The organism is Pseudomonas serbica (assembly GCF_028823535.1).
In the GTDB taxonomy this organism is placed as follows: Bacteria; Pseudomonadota; Gammaproteobacteria; order Pseudomonadales; family Pseudomonadaceae; genus Aquipseudomonas; species Aquipseudomonas serbica.
Map to the genome: position 1 here is coordinate 63,418 of NZ_JAQIYM010000013.1, position 16,816 is coordinate 80,233.

Below are 16,816 nucleotides of genomic sequence, written 5' to 3' on the forward strand. Positions count from 1 at the left end.
GGCCCATAGCGGCAGCCATTCGTCCTTGAACAAGGATACAAGTAGAGGTGAAACGCTGCAGCAACTGAATGATGAGGCGCTGCTTACCGGAGCTGATTTCGACCCGTAACGAACGCTCAAAGGACAATTGAACCGAGGCAGCGGTATAGTTGCGCACGTTAGATGCCGTATACCCTACAAGATGGCACCCGCGGAAAAATCTGATCATGAAAGGAACAGCAGGTCGGCCAGCCACCTCAGATTGGGTCATACGTAGCGCTCAACCTGGCAGCGTGGAACGCATCGAAGCGTGGTTCGGCAGCCATGGCTACGACCCACATCGCCACGATACCTACTCGATCGGCCGCACCCTCGCTGGCGTGCAGAGTTTTCACTACAAGGGCGCGCTGTGCCACGGCGTGCCGGGCAACACACTTGTGCTGCACCCTGACGAAATCCATGACGGCATGGCGGGTACTGATGCGGGTTTCCGCTACCGCATGGCCTACATCGATCCGGCGCTTATTCAAAACATTCTCGGCGGTGAGCCGTTGCCCTTCATTGCTGGCGGACTGTCATCCGACCTGCGCCTGTACCGCGCCAGTGAAGCCTTCGTGCAGGCACTGGATCATCCTCTGGAAAGTCTTGAGGAGCAGGACGCCCTGTACGACCTGGCAATGGCATTGCGTGCGGTCGGTGGCAAACCATGCGGCCGCAAACGCCTTGATTACCGCTCGGCCGAGCGCGCGAGGGCGTTCATCATGGAGCACCTTCACCAGGGCATTACCTTGGAGATGCTGGAAAAGGCCAGTGGGCGTGAACAATGGAGTCTGTCACGGGACTTCCGGGCACTTTACGGCACCAGTCCCTACCGCTTTGTCACGCTTCGGCGCCTGGACAGTTTTCGTCGGCTGATCCTCGATGGCTTCACGCTGGTCGATGCCGCCCTGGCCGCAGGCTTTCACGATCAGAGCCACATGACCCGGCACTTTACTCGCAGCTACGGCGTGTCGCCTTTGCGCTGGCTTGAACGCTTGCGTCCTGCCTGCTGACTTGCAGGATCGTACAAGAGCTGCAGGCTTTTCGTTGGATAGGCTGACCACTTCAACTACAGAGGATCAGTCATGTCCGACTTCAATCAGCAACGCGCACCACACCCCGTGAACCTGGCCCAAAAGGCTTCACTGATCGAGCAACAGTGGAGCCCAAGGGTCGTCGCAGAAATGAACGACTACCAATTCAAGGTGGTGCGAATCGAAGGTGAGTTCGTCTGGCACTCGCACCCGGAGACTGATGAAGCATTCCTTGTGCTCGAAGGCATTTTGCGCATCGATCTGGCGCAGGGCTGCGTTCATGTACACCCGGGTGAACTGTATGTCGTGCCGCGTGGAGTGGAACACAGGACAGCAGCGCACGGAGAAACGAAAATCATGATGATCGAGCCGCGAGGGGTTCTGAATACCGGTCACGAAGGTGGCGAGCGGACGGCGTTGAACGACGTCTGGATTTGAGTCGACGGCACCTGCCGGGGTGCCACTGCAGGCCTGACTGAAAGTAGAGCCCCTAAAAGGCGGGCTGACCCGAGAGGCGACAAAGGGTCGAAAAGCCCGCCTCTGCACTCACGGAGTTTGCATAGGTATAGGGGGTATACCTATACTTAAATCTGAACAGGTAAAGGGGGTATACCGTGGGTCATATTGCTGCCAACAAAGACGATCTCCTCAAGCGCGTCAAACGCATCGCCGGACAAATCCAGGCCGTTGAGCGCGCATTGGAATCGGATCTCGACTGCGCGAAAACATTGCATCTGGTCGCTGCCACACGCGGCGCTATCAACGGATTGATGGAGGAAATCATCGAGGATCACGCCCGCGAGCATGTAGCGAACCCTGCGCTCAGCGAAGCGGAACGCAACCAGGGTGTCGAAGAGCTGCTTGAAGCCATTCGCCGCTACTCAAAATGAAGTCGACAGGTACAGCTTCATGAACAACTCCAGCCTCAATCACGTACACGACCACGTATTTCTTGGCGCCTCCCACGATGAGAATGCCAAGCGCACCCTCTGGGTCGTGGCGCTTACCCTGGTGATGATGGTGGGTGAAATTACCGCCGGCTACATCACGGGCTCGATGGCGTTGCTCGCCGATGGCTTCCACATGGCGACCCATGCCGGTGCGTTGGGTATCGCGGTGGCGGCTTACGGCTACGCAAAGCGCCACGCCTCGAACAAGCGTTACAGCTTCGGTACCGGAAAGGTTGGGGACCTGGGCGGGTTCGCATCGGCGCTGATTCTCGGCGTGGTGTCCCTGGCGGTCGGAATAGAGTCGGTCATGCGGCTCTTGCAGCCGACTGAGGTTCAATTCGGCACGGCGACGCTCATTGCGATTGTCGGCCTGATCGTCAACATCGTGAGCGCGCTTCTGCTTGGCCACGGTCACAGCCATGACCATGACCATGACCATGACCATCATGGCCACGGACATCACGGGAACGACAACAACCTCAAATCAGCCTACTTCCACGTCGTGGCGGACGCGCTGACGTCTGTCCTGGCCATTGTGGCATTGCTCGCTGGCCGATACCTCGGATGGGTATGGCTGGATCCGGTAATGGGCATCGTGGGGGCCATTGTCATCGCACGCTGGGCATGGAGCTTGATGGGCGTCACCGCCAGCGTATTGCTCGATCAAACCGATGAGCTCGTCGCAGAGGAAATCCGCGAGCTGGTTGAGAGACCTGGCGATGCCACCATCACTGACCTGCATGTCTGGCGGGTTGGGCCACAAGCGCATGCCGCGATCGTCAGTGTCATTGGCCAGGCCACAGCAGACGCCGAGAGCATTCGTGAACGATTGAAGCCTGTTCACGAAGTCAGCCACTTGACGGTCGAGTTTCGATCTGAAGGAGCTCGCCATGCCCTTGGGTAAACGTGAACTTGCACGGATCGAGCGCCGCTTGATAGCGACACTGACCGACGCCTGCGAAACAGCAAAATCTGAAATCAAGGGCTTTACCTGGCTCACCCATACGGCTGACTTGAACGCGCTTGCCCAAACGCTGAAAGTGACCTGGGTGTTCGAAACGCTGGCCGACAGGAAACTCGCCGAGACTACCGCGAAAGTGCGGATTCTTGAGCTGACGGCCATCGCGCTGAAGGAGGCAGACATCGATCTTGTGCCCTCAGATCGCACTGTGCGCTTGGACTCTGAGGAGGAGTGCCAACGCACCCAGGGTGGCGATTGGCACAAGCGCCTGGCGCAATTCAGCGTGTCCAAGGGTTATTGACAATGGCCAAGGAAATCGAAAACCCATGCATCTCGGTTTGCCAGTTGAGCGGCGACCTGTGTGTGAGCTGCGGGCGCAGCAAAGACGACATCAGGCAGTGGAAACGCATGAAGCGACCGGAAAAAATGGCCGCGGTGCAAAGGGCTAAAGCGCGTTTGAAAGGGCTGAAGAAATCACGCGGGTGAACTGTATGGTTTTCGAACCCGATGCAACAGGCACAACACCGGTGCCACATTGAACACAGCCAGCGTACCGGGTCCGTTGCCAGCGCCATGACGTACAAGTCCGACAAGCTGCCTGGGTTGGAAATCAGGAATCAATGGATCCCTTATCAAAAAATCATCGAAAAATGTGAAAGTGACCGATAATCGAACACTTTATAAAACACGATAACTATTTGTTTTATAACGAATTAAAGCAAAAAATAAAAAATACAAAGATAAAAAACCCTCACAACCCACTTCTCAATGGATCCATAAATTGATTGACTGGCACTGTACGGTGTCAGGTACAGCGCCTGCCCGCTCATAAAAATAACAAGGGTGTCGGGATGAATGACTTCTCAATCGGGTTCGAGCTTCGGCTTGCACCCACCTTCGTGTGCCTTTCTCGCTTTACCTTTAGCCAGCCTCGTCTCGAGGGGCAGCCATGAGTGTCGACCTGAAGAGCGTGGTAGATGAGCGCCCCATGGCGCACTTCCAATGGCTGGCCATAGGCATCTGTATTGTCCTGAACATGATCGATGGCTTCGACGTGTTGGTGATGGCTTTCACGGCCTCCTCGGTGTCTGCCGAATGGGGCTTGAATGGCGCGCAGATCGGTTTGCTGCTGAGTGCCGGATTGTTTGGCATGGCGGCAGGCTCGCTGTTCATTGCGCCGTGGGCGGATCGTTATGGACGTCGGCCATTGATCCTGTTTTGCCTGCTGCTTTCCGGTGCCGGCATGCTGTTGTCGGCCCTCAGCCAGACGCCGCTGCAACTGGCGCTGCTGCGCGGGTTGACCGGCCTGGGGATCGGCGGAATCCTGGCCAGCAGCAACGTGATTGCCAGTGAATATGCCAACAAGCGCTGGCGCGGGCTGGCGGTCAGCCTGCAATCCACCGGTTATGCCTTGGGCGCGACCCTGGGCGGGCTGTTGTCGGTGTGGCTGCTGACGCACTTTGGCTGGCGTTCGGTGTTCATCTTCGGGGGCGCCGTGACCCTGGCGGTGATTCCTTTGGTGCTGCTGTATTTGCCTGAATCGCTGGACTTCCTGATCGCCCGTCGCCCCGCAAATGCCCTGGTCCGCATCAATCGCCTGGCCGCCCGCCTCGGCCAGCCCGCATTGCGCGATCTGCCCGTGGCCCTCTCGGCGCCAACTTCAGGTCGTGGCCGCCTGGCGCAGTTGCTCTCGCCGGATTCACGGCGCACCACCCTGTTGATCTGGCTGCTGTTCTTCCTGGTGATGTTCGGCTTCTACTTCGTGATGAGCTGGACGCCGAAGCTGCTGGTCTCGGCAGGGCTGTCGGCACAGCAAGGCATCAGCGGCGGCGTGCTGCTGAGCGTCGGTGGCATCTTCGGCGCCGCGCTGATTGGCGGCCTGGCCTCGCGCTGGCGGCTGACCCGGGTGCTGTCGCTGTTCATGCTGATTACCGCGGGCCTGCTGGTGCTGTTTGTCGGCTCCGCTTCATCGGTATCCATGGCACTGGGCCTGGGCCTGCTGATCGGACTATTCGCCAACGGTTGCGTGGCGGGCTTGTATGCGCTGTCGCCGATTGTCTACGACGCTTCCGTGCGCACCACGGGGGTCGGTTGGGGCATCGGTATCGGGCGCATCGGCGCGATCCTGTCGCCCACCGTCGCCGGCCTGTTGCTCGACAGCGGTTGGCAGCCACTGCACCTGTATGGGGTGTTTGCCGTGGTCTTCGTGATTGCCGCCGCCGTGTTGCTGCAACTGCGGCCCAAGGCACCGGCGCAACCGGCCGCCCAACCCAGCCAGGCCTGACCATTACAAAGCAGTAGCGAGGCCCTGCCCTCGCTACTGACAACATCCTCCAGGAAAACAACAATAATGACTTACTTTCCTCTCCCTCCCCGGGCCCTGCTCGGCGGTGCAATAGCGCTTGCCCTGATGCCTTCGGTGCAAGCTCAAAGCAGCGGTTTTCTTGAAGATTCCAAGACCAGCCTGACCCTGCGAAATTACTACTTCAATCGCGACTTCAACGATCCCGGTGCCAGCAAGAGCAAGATCGAAGAATGGGCCCAGGGCGCGATCCTCAAGTTCAGTTCCGGTTATACCCCGGGGGTTGTCGGCTTTGGCCTCGACGGCATCGCGATGCTGGGCATCAAGCTCGACAGCGGTCCGCAACGCAGCGGTTCGGAGTTGCTGCCGGTGCACGACGATGGCCGCGCCGCCGACGATTACGGGCGCGCGGGGCTGGCGGCGAAAATGCGCGTTTCCGACACCGAAATGATGCTCGGCGAACTGATGCCGGACATTCCCCTGCTGCGCTACGACGACGGCCGCCTGCTGCCGCAGACCTTCCAGGGCGCCATGCTGGTGTCCCGGGAACTCCCCGGCCTGAGCCTGCAGGCCGGTCAATACAACGCCGTGAGCCTGCGCAACTCCTCGGACATGCAAGACCTCTCGGCGTGGGCTGCGCCCACCGTCAAGTCGGACGGCTTCAACTATGCGGGCGCCGAATACCGCTTCAACGAACAACAGACCCAGATCGGTGCCTGGTACTCGCAACTAGAAGACATCTACCAGCAAAGCTATCTGAACCTGCTGCACAAACAGAAATTCGGTGACTGGACCCTCGGCGCGAACCTGGGGTATTTCATCGACAAGGATGACGGCAGCGCCCTGATCGGCAACGTGCAGAGCCATACCGCCTATGGGCTGTTCTCGGCCAACCTGGGTGGCCACACCCTGTACCTGGGGCTGCAGAAGGTCAGCGGCGATACCGGCTGGATGTCCGTGTACGGCAGCAGTGGACGGACCCTGGGTAACGACATGTTCAACGGCAACTTCAGCAACGCCGACGAGCGTTCCTGGCAGGCGCGTTATGACTACAACTTCGTCGCCGTCGGCATTCCCGGCCTGCTGCTGATGACCCGCTACGGTCACGGCGAGAACGCCACCACCAAGGCCGGCAGCAATGGCAAGGAGTGGGAACGTGACACCGAGGTCAGCTACACCTTGCAAAGCGGCCCGCTGAAAAACCTCAGCCTGCGGGTCAACAACGCCACCAACCGTCGCAGTTTCAACAGCGACTTCGATCAGACCCGCGTGATCGTCAGCTACCCCCTGTCGCTCTGATCCCCCGCCAGGGGCGCGTGTCGCCCCTGTATCTCTCCCCTCCTTGCGCTACTATGGCGAACCTACCTCTGGAAGTCGCCTGCATGAGCAAACCGGGTCAAATGGTGCTGGTCGCACTGCGCAAGATGATCGCTTCGGGCGAACTGGCGGCCGGCGAACGGCTGATGGAAATCCCGACGGCGGAACGCTTCGGCGTCTCGCGCATGCCGGTGCGCATGGCCTTCGTCACGCTGGAGCAGGAAGGCTTGCTGGTACGCCATGGCGGGCGGGGTTATCAGGTGCGCTCGGTGAGTGCAGACGATATCGCCGGCGCCGTGGAGGTACGCGGGGTACTGGAGGGTCTGGCGGCGCGGCAGAGCGCCGAACGCGGCTTGAGTGAACAAGCGCAGGCGGCGCTGCGCGAATGCCTGGTGCAAGGCGATGCACTGTTCGACAAAGGCTACGTGACAGAAGAAGACCTCGAGGCGTTCCACGACCTCAACATGCGCTTTCATCAGGTAATCGTCGAGAGCAGCGCCAACCCGGCGATTGCCGAAGCCTTGGCGCGCAACGACCATCGCCCCTTCGCTTCAGTGTCAGCGCTGGCGATCGATCGCCAGGACATGGCGCGCGAATATCGGCGCTTCAACTTCGCGCACATGCAACACCACTCGGTCTACGACGCGCTGGTCAGCCGCCAGGGCGCACGCGCTGAAGCCATCATGCGTGAGCACGCCAATGCCACACTGCGTTACGCCGAGGTCTTTGGTGCGATCAGCAACAGCGACCGGATGAAAGTGATCGCCCGCGGCGAGTGATCGGCGGGTTAGAGGTCCAGCACCAACAGCCTGGTCTTGGCCCTCGAGCAGCAAGGCGTGAACTGATCATTGGCCGCTTGCTCTTCTTCGGTGAGGAACAGGTCACGGTGATCCGGCACCCCTTCCAGCACACGGGTCAGGCAGGTGCCGCAGATGCCCTGCTCGCAGGAAAGCGCAATCTCGACACCGTGGCTTTCCAGCACCTGGACCACCGTCTTGTCGGCCGGAACGTCGAACACCTGCCCGCTGCTGCCCAGCTTGACCTGGAACGATCCATCAGCACTGGTATCCACCGGCGCTGCGGCGAAGTACTCACGGTGTAACTGGCCATCGCTCCAGCCCTGGGCCTTGGCACTGTCGAGCACATGCTGCATGAACCCCGAAGGACCGCAGACATACAGGTGCACATCAGGCTGCGGATGGGCCAGGACCCTGGCGGCATCCAGGCGCGAATCGGCCTCTTCATCAAAGTGCAGGTGCACGCGATCGGCAAAGGAGGCCCCTTTGAGTCGCTCGACGAACGCCGCGCGGTCACTGGAGCGGGCACAGTAATGCAGCTCGAAATCGGCACCGCTGTGGGCCAGTTGCTCGGCCATGCACAGGATCGGGGTGATGCCGATGCCGCCAGCGAACAACAGGCTGCGCCGCCCCTCGGCTACCAGCGGGAACAGGTTGCGCGGTTCGCTGATGAACAGCCGATCACCGCTGTTGACCTGCTCATGCAGGCCTTGGGATCCACCGCGTGAGGCGGAGTCCTTGAGCACGCCGATCAGGTAGCGATGACGCTCTTGCGGGTGATTGCACAGCGAGTACTGGCGGATCAATCCGCCAGGCAGGTGCACGTCGATATGGGCCCCGGCACTGAAGCCGGGCAGTTGCCCGCCTTGTGCACAGGCCAGCTCGTAGCTGCAGATATCCAGCGCTTCGTTGTTGCGGGATGTCACGACGACTTCAATCATGGCGCACCTTCAGGACTGGCCACCGAAGTGGCCGTGAACAAGATCAATAGAAGAGGACTGGTTTAGCGCCCCAGGGCTAGTTGGCCGTGGCGATCAGCTCGGCAGCCGGCGCGCGCTCACGGGCGATGATTCGCTCCAGCACGCGACGGGACTGCACACCACCGGCGTCGATATTGAGCTTGAGCAGGTTGCGCTGGGGATTGGCCAGCAGGTTCTTCTGCTGTTGTTCGAGCATGTCGAGGTCTTCGCTGAAAATCTTGCCCTGGCCCTCGCGGATGCTGGCGGTCAGTTCTTCGTCGTGGGGATTGAAATTGCGTGCCATGCCCCAGAAGTACCAGATCGACGTCTCGGTTTGCGGGGTAATGAAGTCGACCACGATGCTCGCGGCCTTGTGTTGCGGCTCGGCGTGATACCCGCCCTTGCCGGCATGGGCCACGCCCACCTCGATCAATACGTGGCTGGGCGGGGTAAAACGGCAGATCTGCCAACGGTCTACCGGCACGTCGTCGGCCAGGTTGTTGCCGCGCAGGGCCATGCGCCAGAACGGCGGCGCCATGATGTTTTCCATGTGCCGCGCGGTGACCACCTCGTCACCCTCGACGGTGGTGACCGGCGCCGCTTCATCGATCTCCTTCTGGCCGATGCTCGAGGCGTGCACATAGGTTTCGTGGGTCAGGTCCATCAGGTTATCGATCATCAACCGATAGTCGCAATTGATGTGGAACAGCCCGCCGCCGTAGGCCCACTCGTCGCTGACCGCCCACTCCAGATGATGGATCAGTGCAGGGTCAGCCTTGTCCTGCTCGCCGGGCCAGACCCAGATGAACCCGTAACGCTCTTCAACGGCGTAGGTCTTGTTGCACGGAAAACCCCGTACGCGCTGCCCCGGCATTTCGACGGTCTTGCCGTCACAGCCCATGACCAGTCCGTGGTAGCCACAGACCAGGTTGCCGTTCTCGACATAACCCAGCGAAAGCGGGGCACCGCGGTGCGGGCAAAAATCCTCGACGGCGGCAACGCGCCCTTCATGGCCACGATAGAAAACGATTTTCTCACCGCATATCTGCCGCCCCAAAGGCTTGGAAGCGATCTCGTCAGGGGTGCAGGCGACATACCAGGTGTTTTTCGGATACATAGGGTTCTCCGGGACAGGCTTGTTTTTATGGATCCATTTGATCGGATAAACCTGATATCCGTCAAGCTTTTTACGGCGCCGACAACTCTAATGGATCCATTAAAACCAAAACACCGATATTCGACCTTCGAACACCCGAGGCACGCCAAGTCGGTCCTGACTACGTGGATGACACTTTTGAAGCCAACCGCTTCAACGCCTGCCTCGATAATCGATAGCTTACTGACGAACTGTCGAGGTCAAGCATGACGAGCACAACTACGGAACAAGTCAGCCCGAAAACACTGAGAAGAGTGATAGTGGCTGCCGGCATCGGCAATTTCGTCGAGTGGTTCGATTTCGCCGTCTACGGCTTTCTGGCCACGACCATCGCCCAGCAATTTTTCCCCAGCGGCGATACCAGTGCCGCGCTGCTCAAGACCTTCGCGGTATTCGCCGTAGCTTTTGCATTTCGGCCCCTTGGCGGGATTTTCTTCGGCATGCTGGGCGACAGGATCGGCCGCAAGCGCACCCTGGCGATGACGATCCTGCTGATGGCCGGTGCGACGACCTTGATCGGCCTGCTACCCACGTATGCCGCGATCGGGGTCACGGCGCCGATTCTTCTGTCGCTGATCCGTTGCGCCCAGGGCTTTTCCGCCGGCGGCGAATACGCAGGAGCCTGTGCCTACCTGATGGAGCACGCACCGAGCGATAAACGCGCCTGGTACGGCAGCTTCATTCCGGTGTCGACGTTTTCCGCCTTCGCCGCGGCCGCCGTGGTGGCCTACGCACTCGAGGCCTCTTTGTCGGCCGAAGCGATGGGCAGCTGGGGCTGGCGCTTGCCGTTCCTGATTGCCGCGCCGCTGGGCCTGGTGGGTCTTTATTTGCGCTGCAAGCTCGATGAGACACCGGCATTCCAGGCGGTGACCGAGGAACATGCCGTGGCCCATTCCCCACTCAAGGAAACCTTGCGCAACCATGGCGCGGCCATCTGTTGCCTGGGCGCCTTTGTGTCGCTCACGGCGCTGTCGTTCTACATGTTCACCACCTACTTCGCGACCTACCTGCAAGTTGCAGGTGGCCTGAGTCGCGCGACAGCGTTGCTGGTGTCGCTGATTGCCTTGCTGTTCGCCGCGGCGATCTGCCCGCTGGCCGGGCTGTATTCGGACCGGGTCGGGCGGCGAATGACGGTGATGACCGCGTGCGCCCTGTTGATCGTTGCCGTGTACCCGGCGTTCCTGATGGCCAGCTCCGGCTCGTTCGCAGCGTCCGTTGCCGGCGTGATGCTACTGGCGGTCGGCGCGGTATTGTGTGGCGTGGTCACCGCGGCCCTGCTCTCGGAAACCTTCCCCACCCGCACTCGCTATACCGCCTCGGCGATCACCTACAACATGGCCTACACCATTTTCGGCGGCACCGCCCCCCTGGTGGCTACCTGGTTGATCAGCACCACCGGTAGCAACCTGTCGCCGGCGTTCTACCTGATCGCGATTGCCTTGCTGGCGCTGGCGGGTGGGCTGGCATTGCCGGAGACGTCACGGATTTCCCTGCATGACGTGCAGGCGCAGGGTAAAGGTGCAGGTGTGAGGGCTGCGGCCTGAAACACCGATTGCCGAACAGCCTCATCAAGCCGGGGGTTATCGTGGCGTGGCGCGCGTTTCCAGCAATCCCGTCTCCTGCTCGATCGTGATGCAAAGGTCTGCTACCCCCTTCGACAGCCTTGGCAACTGGTAAGCCGGCGATGCAGGCGTATATTGGTAGTGTCGATCCAGGTAGTTGGGCGATAAAAGATCGCCAATGGTGGGACAAGCGAGAGTGCTGGGGGCGCTAGCGGATAACCCGGAACGTTGGAGGTGTCACATGAGGCAGTATCAACGACTCTTTCTGATCGCAGGTCCCACAATGCGTCACTCGCCGGCGATGGAGCGGGCGATCGCACTGGCCGACGCTACAGGCGCAGCGCTGCATATCGCAGTGTTCATCGAAGACTTCGACCTTATGCGGCTAATGAGCAACAGCGAACAACTTCGTGAGAGTTGCCGGCAGGAGAACCTGCAGTGGTTGACGGATGAGGCCGAACTCATGCGCAGGAAGGGCATCAATGTGACCATCGAAGTTGCATTGACCCGTGACCCGCTGCAAGAGATCCTTGGGCATGTGGCTGTAATGCTGCCGGACATGATTATCAAGGACGTACATCATGAATCAGCGCTCAAACGCGTATTCGTCACGCCTTTGGATTGGCAGTTGTTGCGTGGATGTCCGACCCCCATACATCTGGTCAGCGAAGTCAGGTGTCCGCTTCCTCGGGTGATTGTGGCGGCGGTTGATCCATCGCATCCAGAGGGTCAGATCAGCGGAATCAACGACAGCGTCATTCAGGCGGCGAACGAACTGGCTACGCAATGTGAGGCTGAATTGCACATGCTGTATGCCTACGAACTGACACACACACATTTCTCTGATGCAGGTGCTGGTGCCGTGACGATGCCAGGCTTCAGCGACGACGTGCGCCGGTCACTTGAAAAGTGCTTTGTTGCCTTGGCTGGACGCCACGGCGTGCCACCTGAGCGACAACACTTCATAGCAGGGCCGCCAACCAAAGCAATGGCCGATTTTGCCACTCATACTCGAGCGGATGTCTTCGTAATGGGAAATACCCATCACAAAGGAGTGGACAAGCTGGTTGGCAGTACCACGGAGCATGTTCTTTATCAGGTGCCCTGCAGCGTTTTGGCCATCAAGGGAGAAGCGGATCTCAGGTAGGTCAACGATTTCCGTTAGCTTGGATCAAACCGCATCAGCGCCAAAAACCGCTGCTAGTCAGCAACACATCACAAAGCAAGGAAAACACTCAGCCCCGAGAGGCCGTCGAACGATGCCAGGAGGAAGTCAACAGATATCCAGGCCCGGCAGCCGGGAAAAACATTATCGCGGACGTTTGTCGAAAGCTGGAGGACGAATTCCGCAAGAGTTTGAGCCTCGCGCCATAGGAAAAGCCGTTTACGAAGCCCGCTATTGAGCGGGCTTTTTTGTCCTTGGCATCCGGCAGTAATCGGCCAGAAGCGGTCGTTGAAATGCTCAGAATCGCGCTATGCAACGTCACTTGTTCAGGCTATTGCTTGATGCTCGACTGCTCTGAAACCTAAGCTCTGAGTGAACCGCAACAGATAGCCATCTGGATCAAGCACCAAAAAATTAAGCTCTCCGTGCAGGCGCTCTTTATCTCGGTACCAGCACTCTTCAATGGGTCTGCGCAATTCAATACCAGCATCTTCGATGGTCCTAGCCAAAGCTTTGGTATCAGAGCACTGGATCGAAAGATTCATCCCTCGGCCATAGGGTGATAATAGAGGGCCAACACGCCATGGAGACTCTTCCAAGTCATCCTGCTCCAGCATCAATTGGCTCCCTTGAAAGGACAGGAAAGTGAACTTGTCCTCAGGCCTTTCGTATTCAATTTTGAAGCCCAGAATCAGGCAGTAAAAATCTAAGCTTCGTTTTAAGTCAGAGACAATCATCTCTGGAACTAATGTGTTCATCTTCATGAACGGACTCCTTGTCGTTGATAACACCCCACAAGCAGTGGGATGGCTGCCCATCTCTGCTCGGCACTGTTTGTACCACGATATCTACTTATGGTCGCAATTCCGCGACCGACCGTTTTGGATCGGTTTCAGCCGGTCGTGACAGGCAGAAACCGGCCAAAAGCGGACATGCCCCTCGCGCATCTACCGATGTAAACGCTCATTGCATTCCCTACATTGCAAATGTCAAAACCTCATTTTGAACCCCATCAAGTCAGAACCCTGCGCATTGCCCTCGAAGCTTTGCTGATATCCCGCTGCTAAGCACCGTGCGTCAGCACCCTAAGTAGGTAAACTACTCGCCAGTTCGTCAAGAACGGCGATCTGCATGTGTCCCGTGCAAACGCTAGGCGTTTCTCCGCGTACTCGCTCCAATCGTCGTGGTCACGCATCCGAGGCGGTCAGGCTGTCATCCGGTGGTAAGCGGTCCACCCGTAATGCCTCAACGACCAGCGAAAACGCCTGGGAGGGTTGTCGGCGGCTGGGGTAATACAGGTGAAAACCGCCGAAGGGTTCACACCAGTTCTCCAATACCCGAACAAGTCGCCCTTCGGTTAGATGCGGGGCAAACTCATCCTCGGGTAGATAGGCGATACCCAGTCCACTCACCGCAGCATCGGCGATATGGGTGGTGGAATTGAATACCAATTGGCCGTCTACCCGCACTTTCAGTTTCTTGCCCTGGCGCTCGAATTCCCACGCGTCCATGCCGTCATAGGTGGGGAAACGTATGTCGATGCAGCGATGTGCTGCCAGATCGCGAGGGTGTTCAGGGACAGGGTTTTGGGCGAAGTAGCTTGGCGCTGCCACTACGGCCATTCGTATAGCCGGACCAATGGGCACGGCAATCATGTCTTGGGCCACCGTGTCACTGAAGCGCACGCCAGCATCGAAGCGGTCGGCGACGATATCGCGAAAGCCATAGTTGATATCGAATTCCAGCTTGATATCCGGGTACATCTGCAGCAGCGGCGTCAGCTTGGGTAGCAGCGTGGTCTTGATGATGTTGTCACCGCAGGTTATCCGTACCGTGCCGGCCGGTTTGTCGCGCAACTCGGTCAAGGCTTCCACTTCGGCTTCGATTTCATCAAAGCGATAGCCCACCGCTTCCAGCAGCCGCTCACCCGCCGTAGTCAGAGAAACGCTGCGCGTGGTGCGGGTAAGCAAGCGAATTTTTAGACGTGCTTCCAGGGCCGAAACCACCTGACTCACGGCCGATTGGGTCACCCCAAGTTGCACCGCAGCGCGGGTAAAGCTGCCCACACGTGCCACGGTCACAAAGGCCAGCAGATCGTTGAAATTGTGTTTAGCCATAGCGATAGCCTCGGGCTATTGATTAGGTCTACTTATATCCGCATTAAGCATTCATTAGCTAATCAAAATCTCAATATTCAGCAACAATAGCTGGCATCCCAGGCCTGCGTGAAGAGGGCGAAGCCTCGCGCTAACTGCCTACGTCGCCGTTAACTTTCCTCTGAAAAGGTCGCTGCATGAAAAGACTCGTCGTAATGCTCGGGTTTCTGCTCAGTTCATTCACCGCGTTAGGAGCCGATATGTCCAACGGTGCAGATAATTTCTTCAAAAGTGACAAGGTGACCGTGCAAAAGGTCAGCTTCAAAAATCAGTACCAGCTCAATGTGGTAGGTAATCTGTTCATCCCTAAAGGTCTGGACAACGCCACTCGTAGCCCGGCGATTATCGTGGGCCACCCGATGGGCGCGGTGAAGGAGCAAAGCTCCAACCTGTATGCGCAAAAACTTGCGGAACAAGGCTTCGTCACCCTGGCGCTGGATTTGTCGTTCTGGGGCGAAAGCGAAGGCATGCCACGCAATGCGGTGCTGCCGGACATGTACGCCGAGGACTTCAGCGCCGCCGTGGATTATCTCGGCACGCGGCCCTTTATCGACCGTCAGCGCATCGGCGTGCTGGGTATCTGTGGCAGCGGTAGCTTTGTGATCAGCGCGGCCAAGATCGACCCGCGCATGAAAGCCATCGCCACTGTCAGCATGTACGATATGGGCGCCGCCAACCGCAACGGTCTCAAGCATTCGCAAACGCTTGAGCAGCGCAAGCAGGTCATCGCAGCTGCGGCCGAACAGCGTTATGTGGAATTCACAGGCGGCAAGATCGAATATACCGGCGGCACCGTGCAGGAGCTCAATGCCGACACCCACCCCATTCAGCGTGAGTTCTTTGACTTCTACCGCACCCCGCGTGGCGAATTCACCCCGACAAACTCCACATCCCAGCAGACCACCCGCCCGACGCTGAGCAGCAGCACCAAGTTCATGAATTTCTACCCATTCGTAGATATCGAGAGTATTTCGCCCCGCCCGATGTTGTTTATCACAGGTGAAAACGCCCACTCCCGCGAGTTCAGCGAAGAGGCGTTCCGCCTGGCGGGTGAACCTAAAGAGTTGGTCATTGTGCCCAACACCGGCCATGTCGATCTGTATGACCGGGTAGATCTGATTCCTTTCGCCAAGCTGACCCAGTTCTTCCAGAACCACCTGAAGCAACCGGCAGGCACCCCCAAGGCTAATCAACCCCACGATGAATAACACTTGCGCTGATACCCGCTTGGGCGCCACCTCAGCCAGCGAAACAGGCACGCGTGCTGGTCACTGGGGCGGCGTTTATGCGATGACATTGTGCGTGTTCGCACTGATCGCATCGGAGTTCATGCCAGTCAGCCTGCTGACTCCATTGGCAGACGACCTGCAGGTCAGCCAAGGCTTGGCGGGCCAAGGGCTTGCCATCTCTGGCGCGTTTGCAGTGTTGGCCAGCCTGTCCATCAGCTGGGTCGCCGGCACCGTAAATAGAAAGACGCTGCTTCTGGCGCTAACTGGCTTGATGGCTGTATCGGGCACCGTTGTGGCACTTGCACCGAACTACCTGATCTACATGGTTGGGCGTGCCCTGATTGGCGTGGTGATTGGCGGTTTCTGGTCGATGTCGGCAGCCACCGCGATGCGCCTGGTTCCGGCCGCTCAGGTGCCCAGGGCGCTGGCTGTTTTCAACAGCGGCAACGCCCTGGCGACAGTGGTGGCAGCGCCACTGGGCAGTTATCTGGGTTCAGTAGTAGGTTGGCGTGGTGCATTTTTCTGCTTGGTTCCGGTGGCGCTGATTGCCCTGGTCTGGCAATGGATCAGCCTGCCAAGTATGGCAACGCAGGAGCGCTCGCCAGGTGCTGGCAATGTTTTCAAACTGCTGAAAAATCGCACGGTGGCACTGGGCATGGCCGCCAGCGGCCTGTTTTTTATGGGCCAGTTTGCGCTGTTCACTTACCTGCGCCCGTTTCTGGAAACAGTCACCCTGGTCAACGTGCCGACCCTTTCTCTGCTGCTATTGGTGATCGGCATAGCTGGCTTTTGTGGCACGACGATGATCGGCGTGGTGCTGAAACGCAGCCTGTATGGAATCCTGAGTACCATCTCACTGCTGATGGCCGTGATTGCTTTGGCGCTGATTCCTGCTGGCACTTGGGTTATCGCCGTGGCGGTCCTGCTGGGGCTTTGGGGATTTATCGCGACGGCAGCGCCAGTCGGCTGGTGGAGTTGGATCGCGCACGCTTTGCCAAATCACGCCGAGGCGGGCGGTGGACTGATGGTGGCAATCGTGCAGTTGGCCATCGCAGTGGGTTCCATCGTGGGCGGCGTACTGTTTGACACTCTCGGCTACCAGAGCACTTTCATCGCCAGCGCAGCGCTATTGATGCTAGCCGCCTTGTTGACCTTTCTGACCTCCCGCTCGCCGGTGCCGCATACCCGGTGACCCATCCACTCGACGGAG

General features: G+C 58.8%; 17 protein-coding genes. 13 read left to right on the forward strand and 4 right to left on the reverse strand.

Annotated features, from left to right (window positions below; translation table 11 throughout):
• The first annotated feature begins 206 nt into the window (after positions 1 to 206).
• From NQL71_RS21430 to NQL71_RS21470, 9 genes are all read left to right on the forward strand, one after another.
• Positions 207 to 1,031, forward strand: coding sequence for an AraC family transcriptional regulator (locus NQL71_RS21430; protein ID WP_046815204.1), 825 nt, complete (start codon positions 207 to 209; stop codon positions 1,029 to 1,031).
• A gap of 72 nt (positions 1,032 to 1,103) precedes the next feature.
• Positions 1,104 to 1,490, forward strand: a complete 387-nt coding sequence (locus NQL71_RS21435) for a cupin domain-containing protein (RefSeq protein ID WP_046815203.1) — start codon at positions 1,104 to 1,106, stop codon at positions 1,488 to 1,490.
• A 176-nt stretch (positions 1,491 to 1,666) separates the two neighbouring features.
• Complete coding sequence (locus NQL71_RS21440; RefSeq protein WP_046815202.1) at positions 1,667 to 1,942, forward strand: metal/formaldehyde-sensitive transcriptional repressor; 276 nt, start codon at positions 1,667 to 1,669, stop codon at positions 1,940 to 1,942.
• Between the two features lie 19 nt (positions 1,943 to 1,961).
• Positions 1,962 to 2,906 (forward strand): CDF family Co(II)/Ni(II) efflux transporter DmeF, encoded by a 945-nt coding sequence (dmeF, locus tag NQL71_RS21445; protein ID WP_046815201.1) that lies wholly within the window; start codon positions 1,962 to 1,964, stop codon positions 2,904 to 2,906.
• A complete protein-coding gene (locus tag NQL71_RS21450; protein ID WP_046815200.1) occupies positions 2,893 to 3,264 on the forward strand; it encodes a hypothetical protein in 372 nt (123 codons plus the stop codon). The genes dmeF and NQL71_RS21450 overlap by 14 nt, the downstream gene beginning before the upstream one ends.
• 2 nt (positions 3,265 to 3,266) lie before the next feature.
• On the forward strand, positions 3,267 to 3,449 hold the full coding sequence (locus NQL71_RS21455) for a DUF1289 domain-containing protein (protein ID WP_046815199.1): 183 nt from the start codon (positions 3,267 to 3,269) through the stop codon (positions 3,447 to 3,449).
• 463 nt (positions 3,450 to 3,912) lie between these two features.
• Positions 3,913 to 5,247, forward strand: coding sequence for an MFS transporter (locus tag NQL71_RS21460; protein WP_274643242.1), 1,335 nt, complete (start codon positions 3,913 to 3,915; stop codon positions 5,245 to 5,247).
• Positions 5,248 to 5,373: 126 nt separating this feature from the next.
• Complete coding sequence (locus tag NQL71_RS21465; RefSeq protein WP_248686964.1) at positions 5,374 to 6,564, forward strand: OprD family porin; 1,191 nt, start codon at positions 5,374 to 5,376, stop codon at positions 6,562 to 6,564.
• An 83-nt stretch (positions 6,565 to 6,647) separates the two neighbouring features.
• Positions 6,648 to 7,361: a GntR family transcriptional regulator gene (locus tag NQL71_RS21470; protein WP_046815196.1), complete on the forward strand. Its 714-nt coding sequence runs from the start codon at positions 6,648 to 6,650 to the stop codon at positions 7,359 to 7,361.
• Positions 7,362 to 7,369: 8 nt separating this feature from the next.
• On the opposite strand, the gene NQL71_RS21475 is transcribed toward NQL71_RS21470, so the two are convergent.
• Positions 7,370 to 8,320 carry a PDR/VanB family oxidoreductase gene (locus tag NQL71_RS21475; protein WP_077182661.1) on the reverse strand — a complete coding sequence of 317 codons (951 nt, stop codon included), beginning with the start codon at positions 8,318 to 8,320 and terminating at the stop codon, positions 7,370 to 7,372.
• A 76-nt stretch (positions 8,321 to 8,396) separates the two neighbouring features.
• Positions 8,397 to 9,455 (reverse strand): Rieske 2Fe-2S domain-containing protein, encoded by a 1,059-nt coding sequence (locus NQL71_RS21480; RefSeq protein ID WP_046815194.1) that lies wholly within the window; start codon positions 9,453 to 9,455, stop codon positions 8,397 to 8,399.
• A 245-nt stretch (positions 9,456 to 9,700) separates the two neighbouring features.
• Here NQL71_RS21480 and NQL71_RS21485 point away from each other — a divergent pair, with 245 nt between their 5' ends.
• On the forward strand, positions 9,701 to 11,038 hold the full coding sequence (locus tag NQL71_RS21485; protein WP_046815193.1) for an MFS transporter: 1,338 nt from the start codon (positions 9,701 to 9,703) through the stop codon (positions 11,036 to 11,038).
• Between the two features lie 259 nt (positions 11,039 to 11,297).
• Positions 11,298 to 12,203: a universal stress protein gene (locus NQL71_RS21490; protein WP_077182660.1), complete on the forward strand. Its 906-nt coding sequence runs from the start codon at positions 11,298 to 11,300 to the stop codon at positions 12,201 to 12,203.
• A 344-nt stretch (positions 12,204 to 12,547) separates the two neighbouring features.
• On the opposite strand, the gene NQL71_RS21495 is transcribed toward NQL71_RS21490, so the two are convergent.
• Both NQL71_RS21495 and NQL71_RS21500 read right to left on the reverse strand, forming a co-directional pair.
• Entirely contained in the window at positions 12,548 to 12,985 is a 438-nt protein-coding gene (locus NQL71_RS21495) for a bleomycin resistance protein (RefSeq protein ID WP_077182659.1), read from the reverse strand.
• A gap of 423 nt (positions 12,986 to 13,408) precedes the next feature.
• The gene (locus NQL71_RS21500) at positions 13,409 to 14,338 is read right to left on the reverse strand and encodes a LysR family transcriptional regulator (protein ID WP_274643243.1); all 930 of its coding nucleotides are present in this window, start codon (positions 14,336 to 14,338) and stop codon (positions 13,409 to 13,411) included.
• Between the two features lie 176 nt (positions 14,339 to 14,514).
• On the opposite strand from NQL71_RS21500, the gene NQL71_RS21505 reads away from it, so the two are divergent.
• Entirely contained in the window at positions 14,515 to 15,585 is a 1,071-nt protein-coding gene (locus NQL71_RS21505; RefSeq protein ID WP_274643244.1) for an alpha/beta hydrolase, read from the forward strand.
• Positions 15,586 to 15,667: 82 nt separating this feature from the next.
• Positions 15,668 to 16,798 (forward strand): MFS transporter, encoded by a 1,131-nt coding sequence (locus tag NQL71_RS21510; RefSeq protein ID WP_274643301.1) that lies wholly within the window; start codon positions 15,668 to 15,670, stop codon positions 16,796 to 16,798.
• The last annotated feature ends 18 nt before the right edge of the window (positions 16,799 to 16,816 follow it).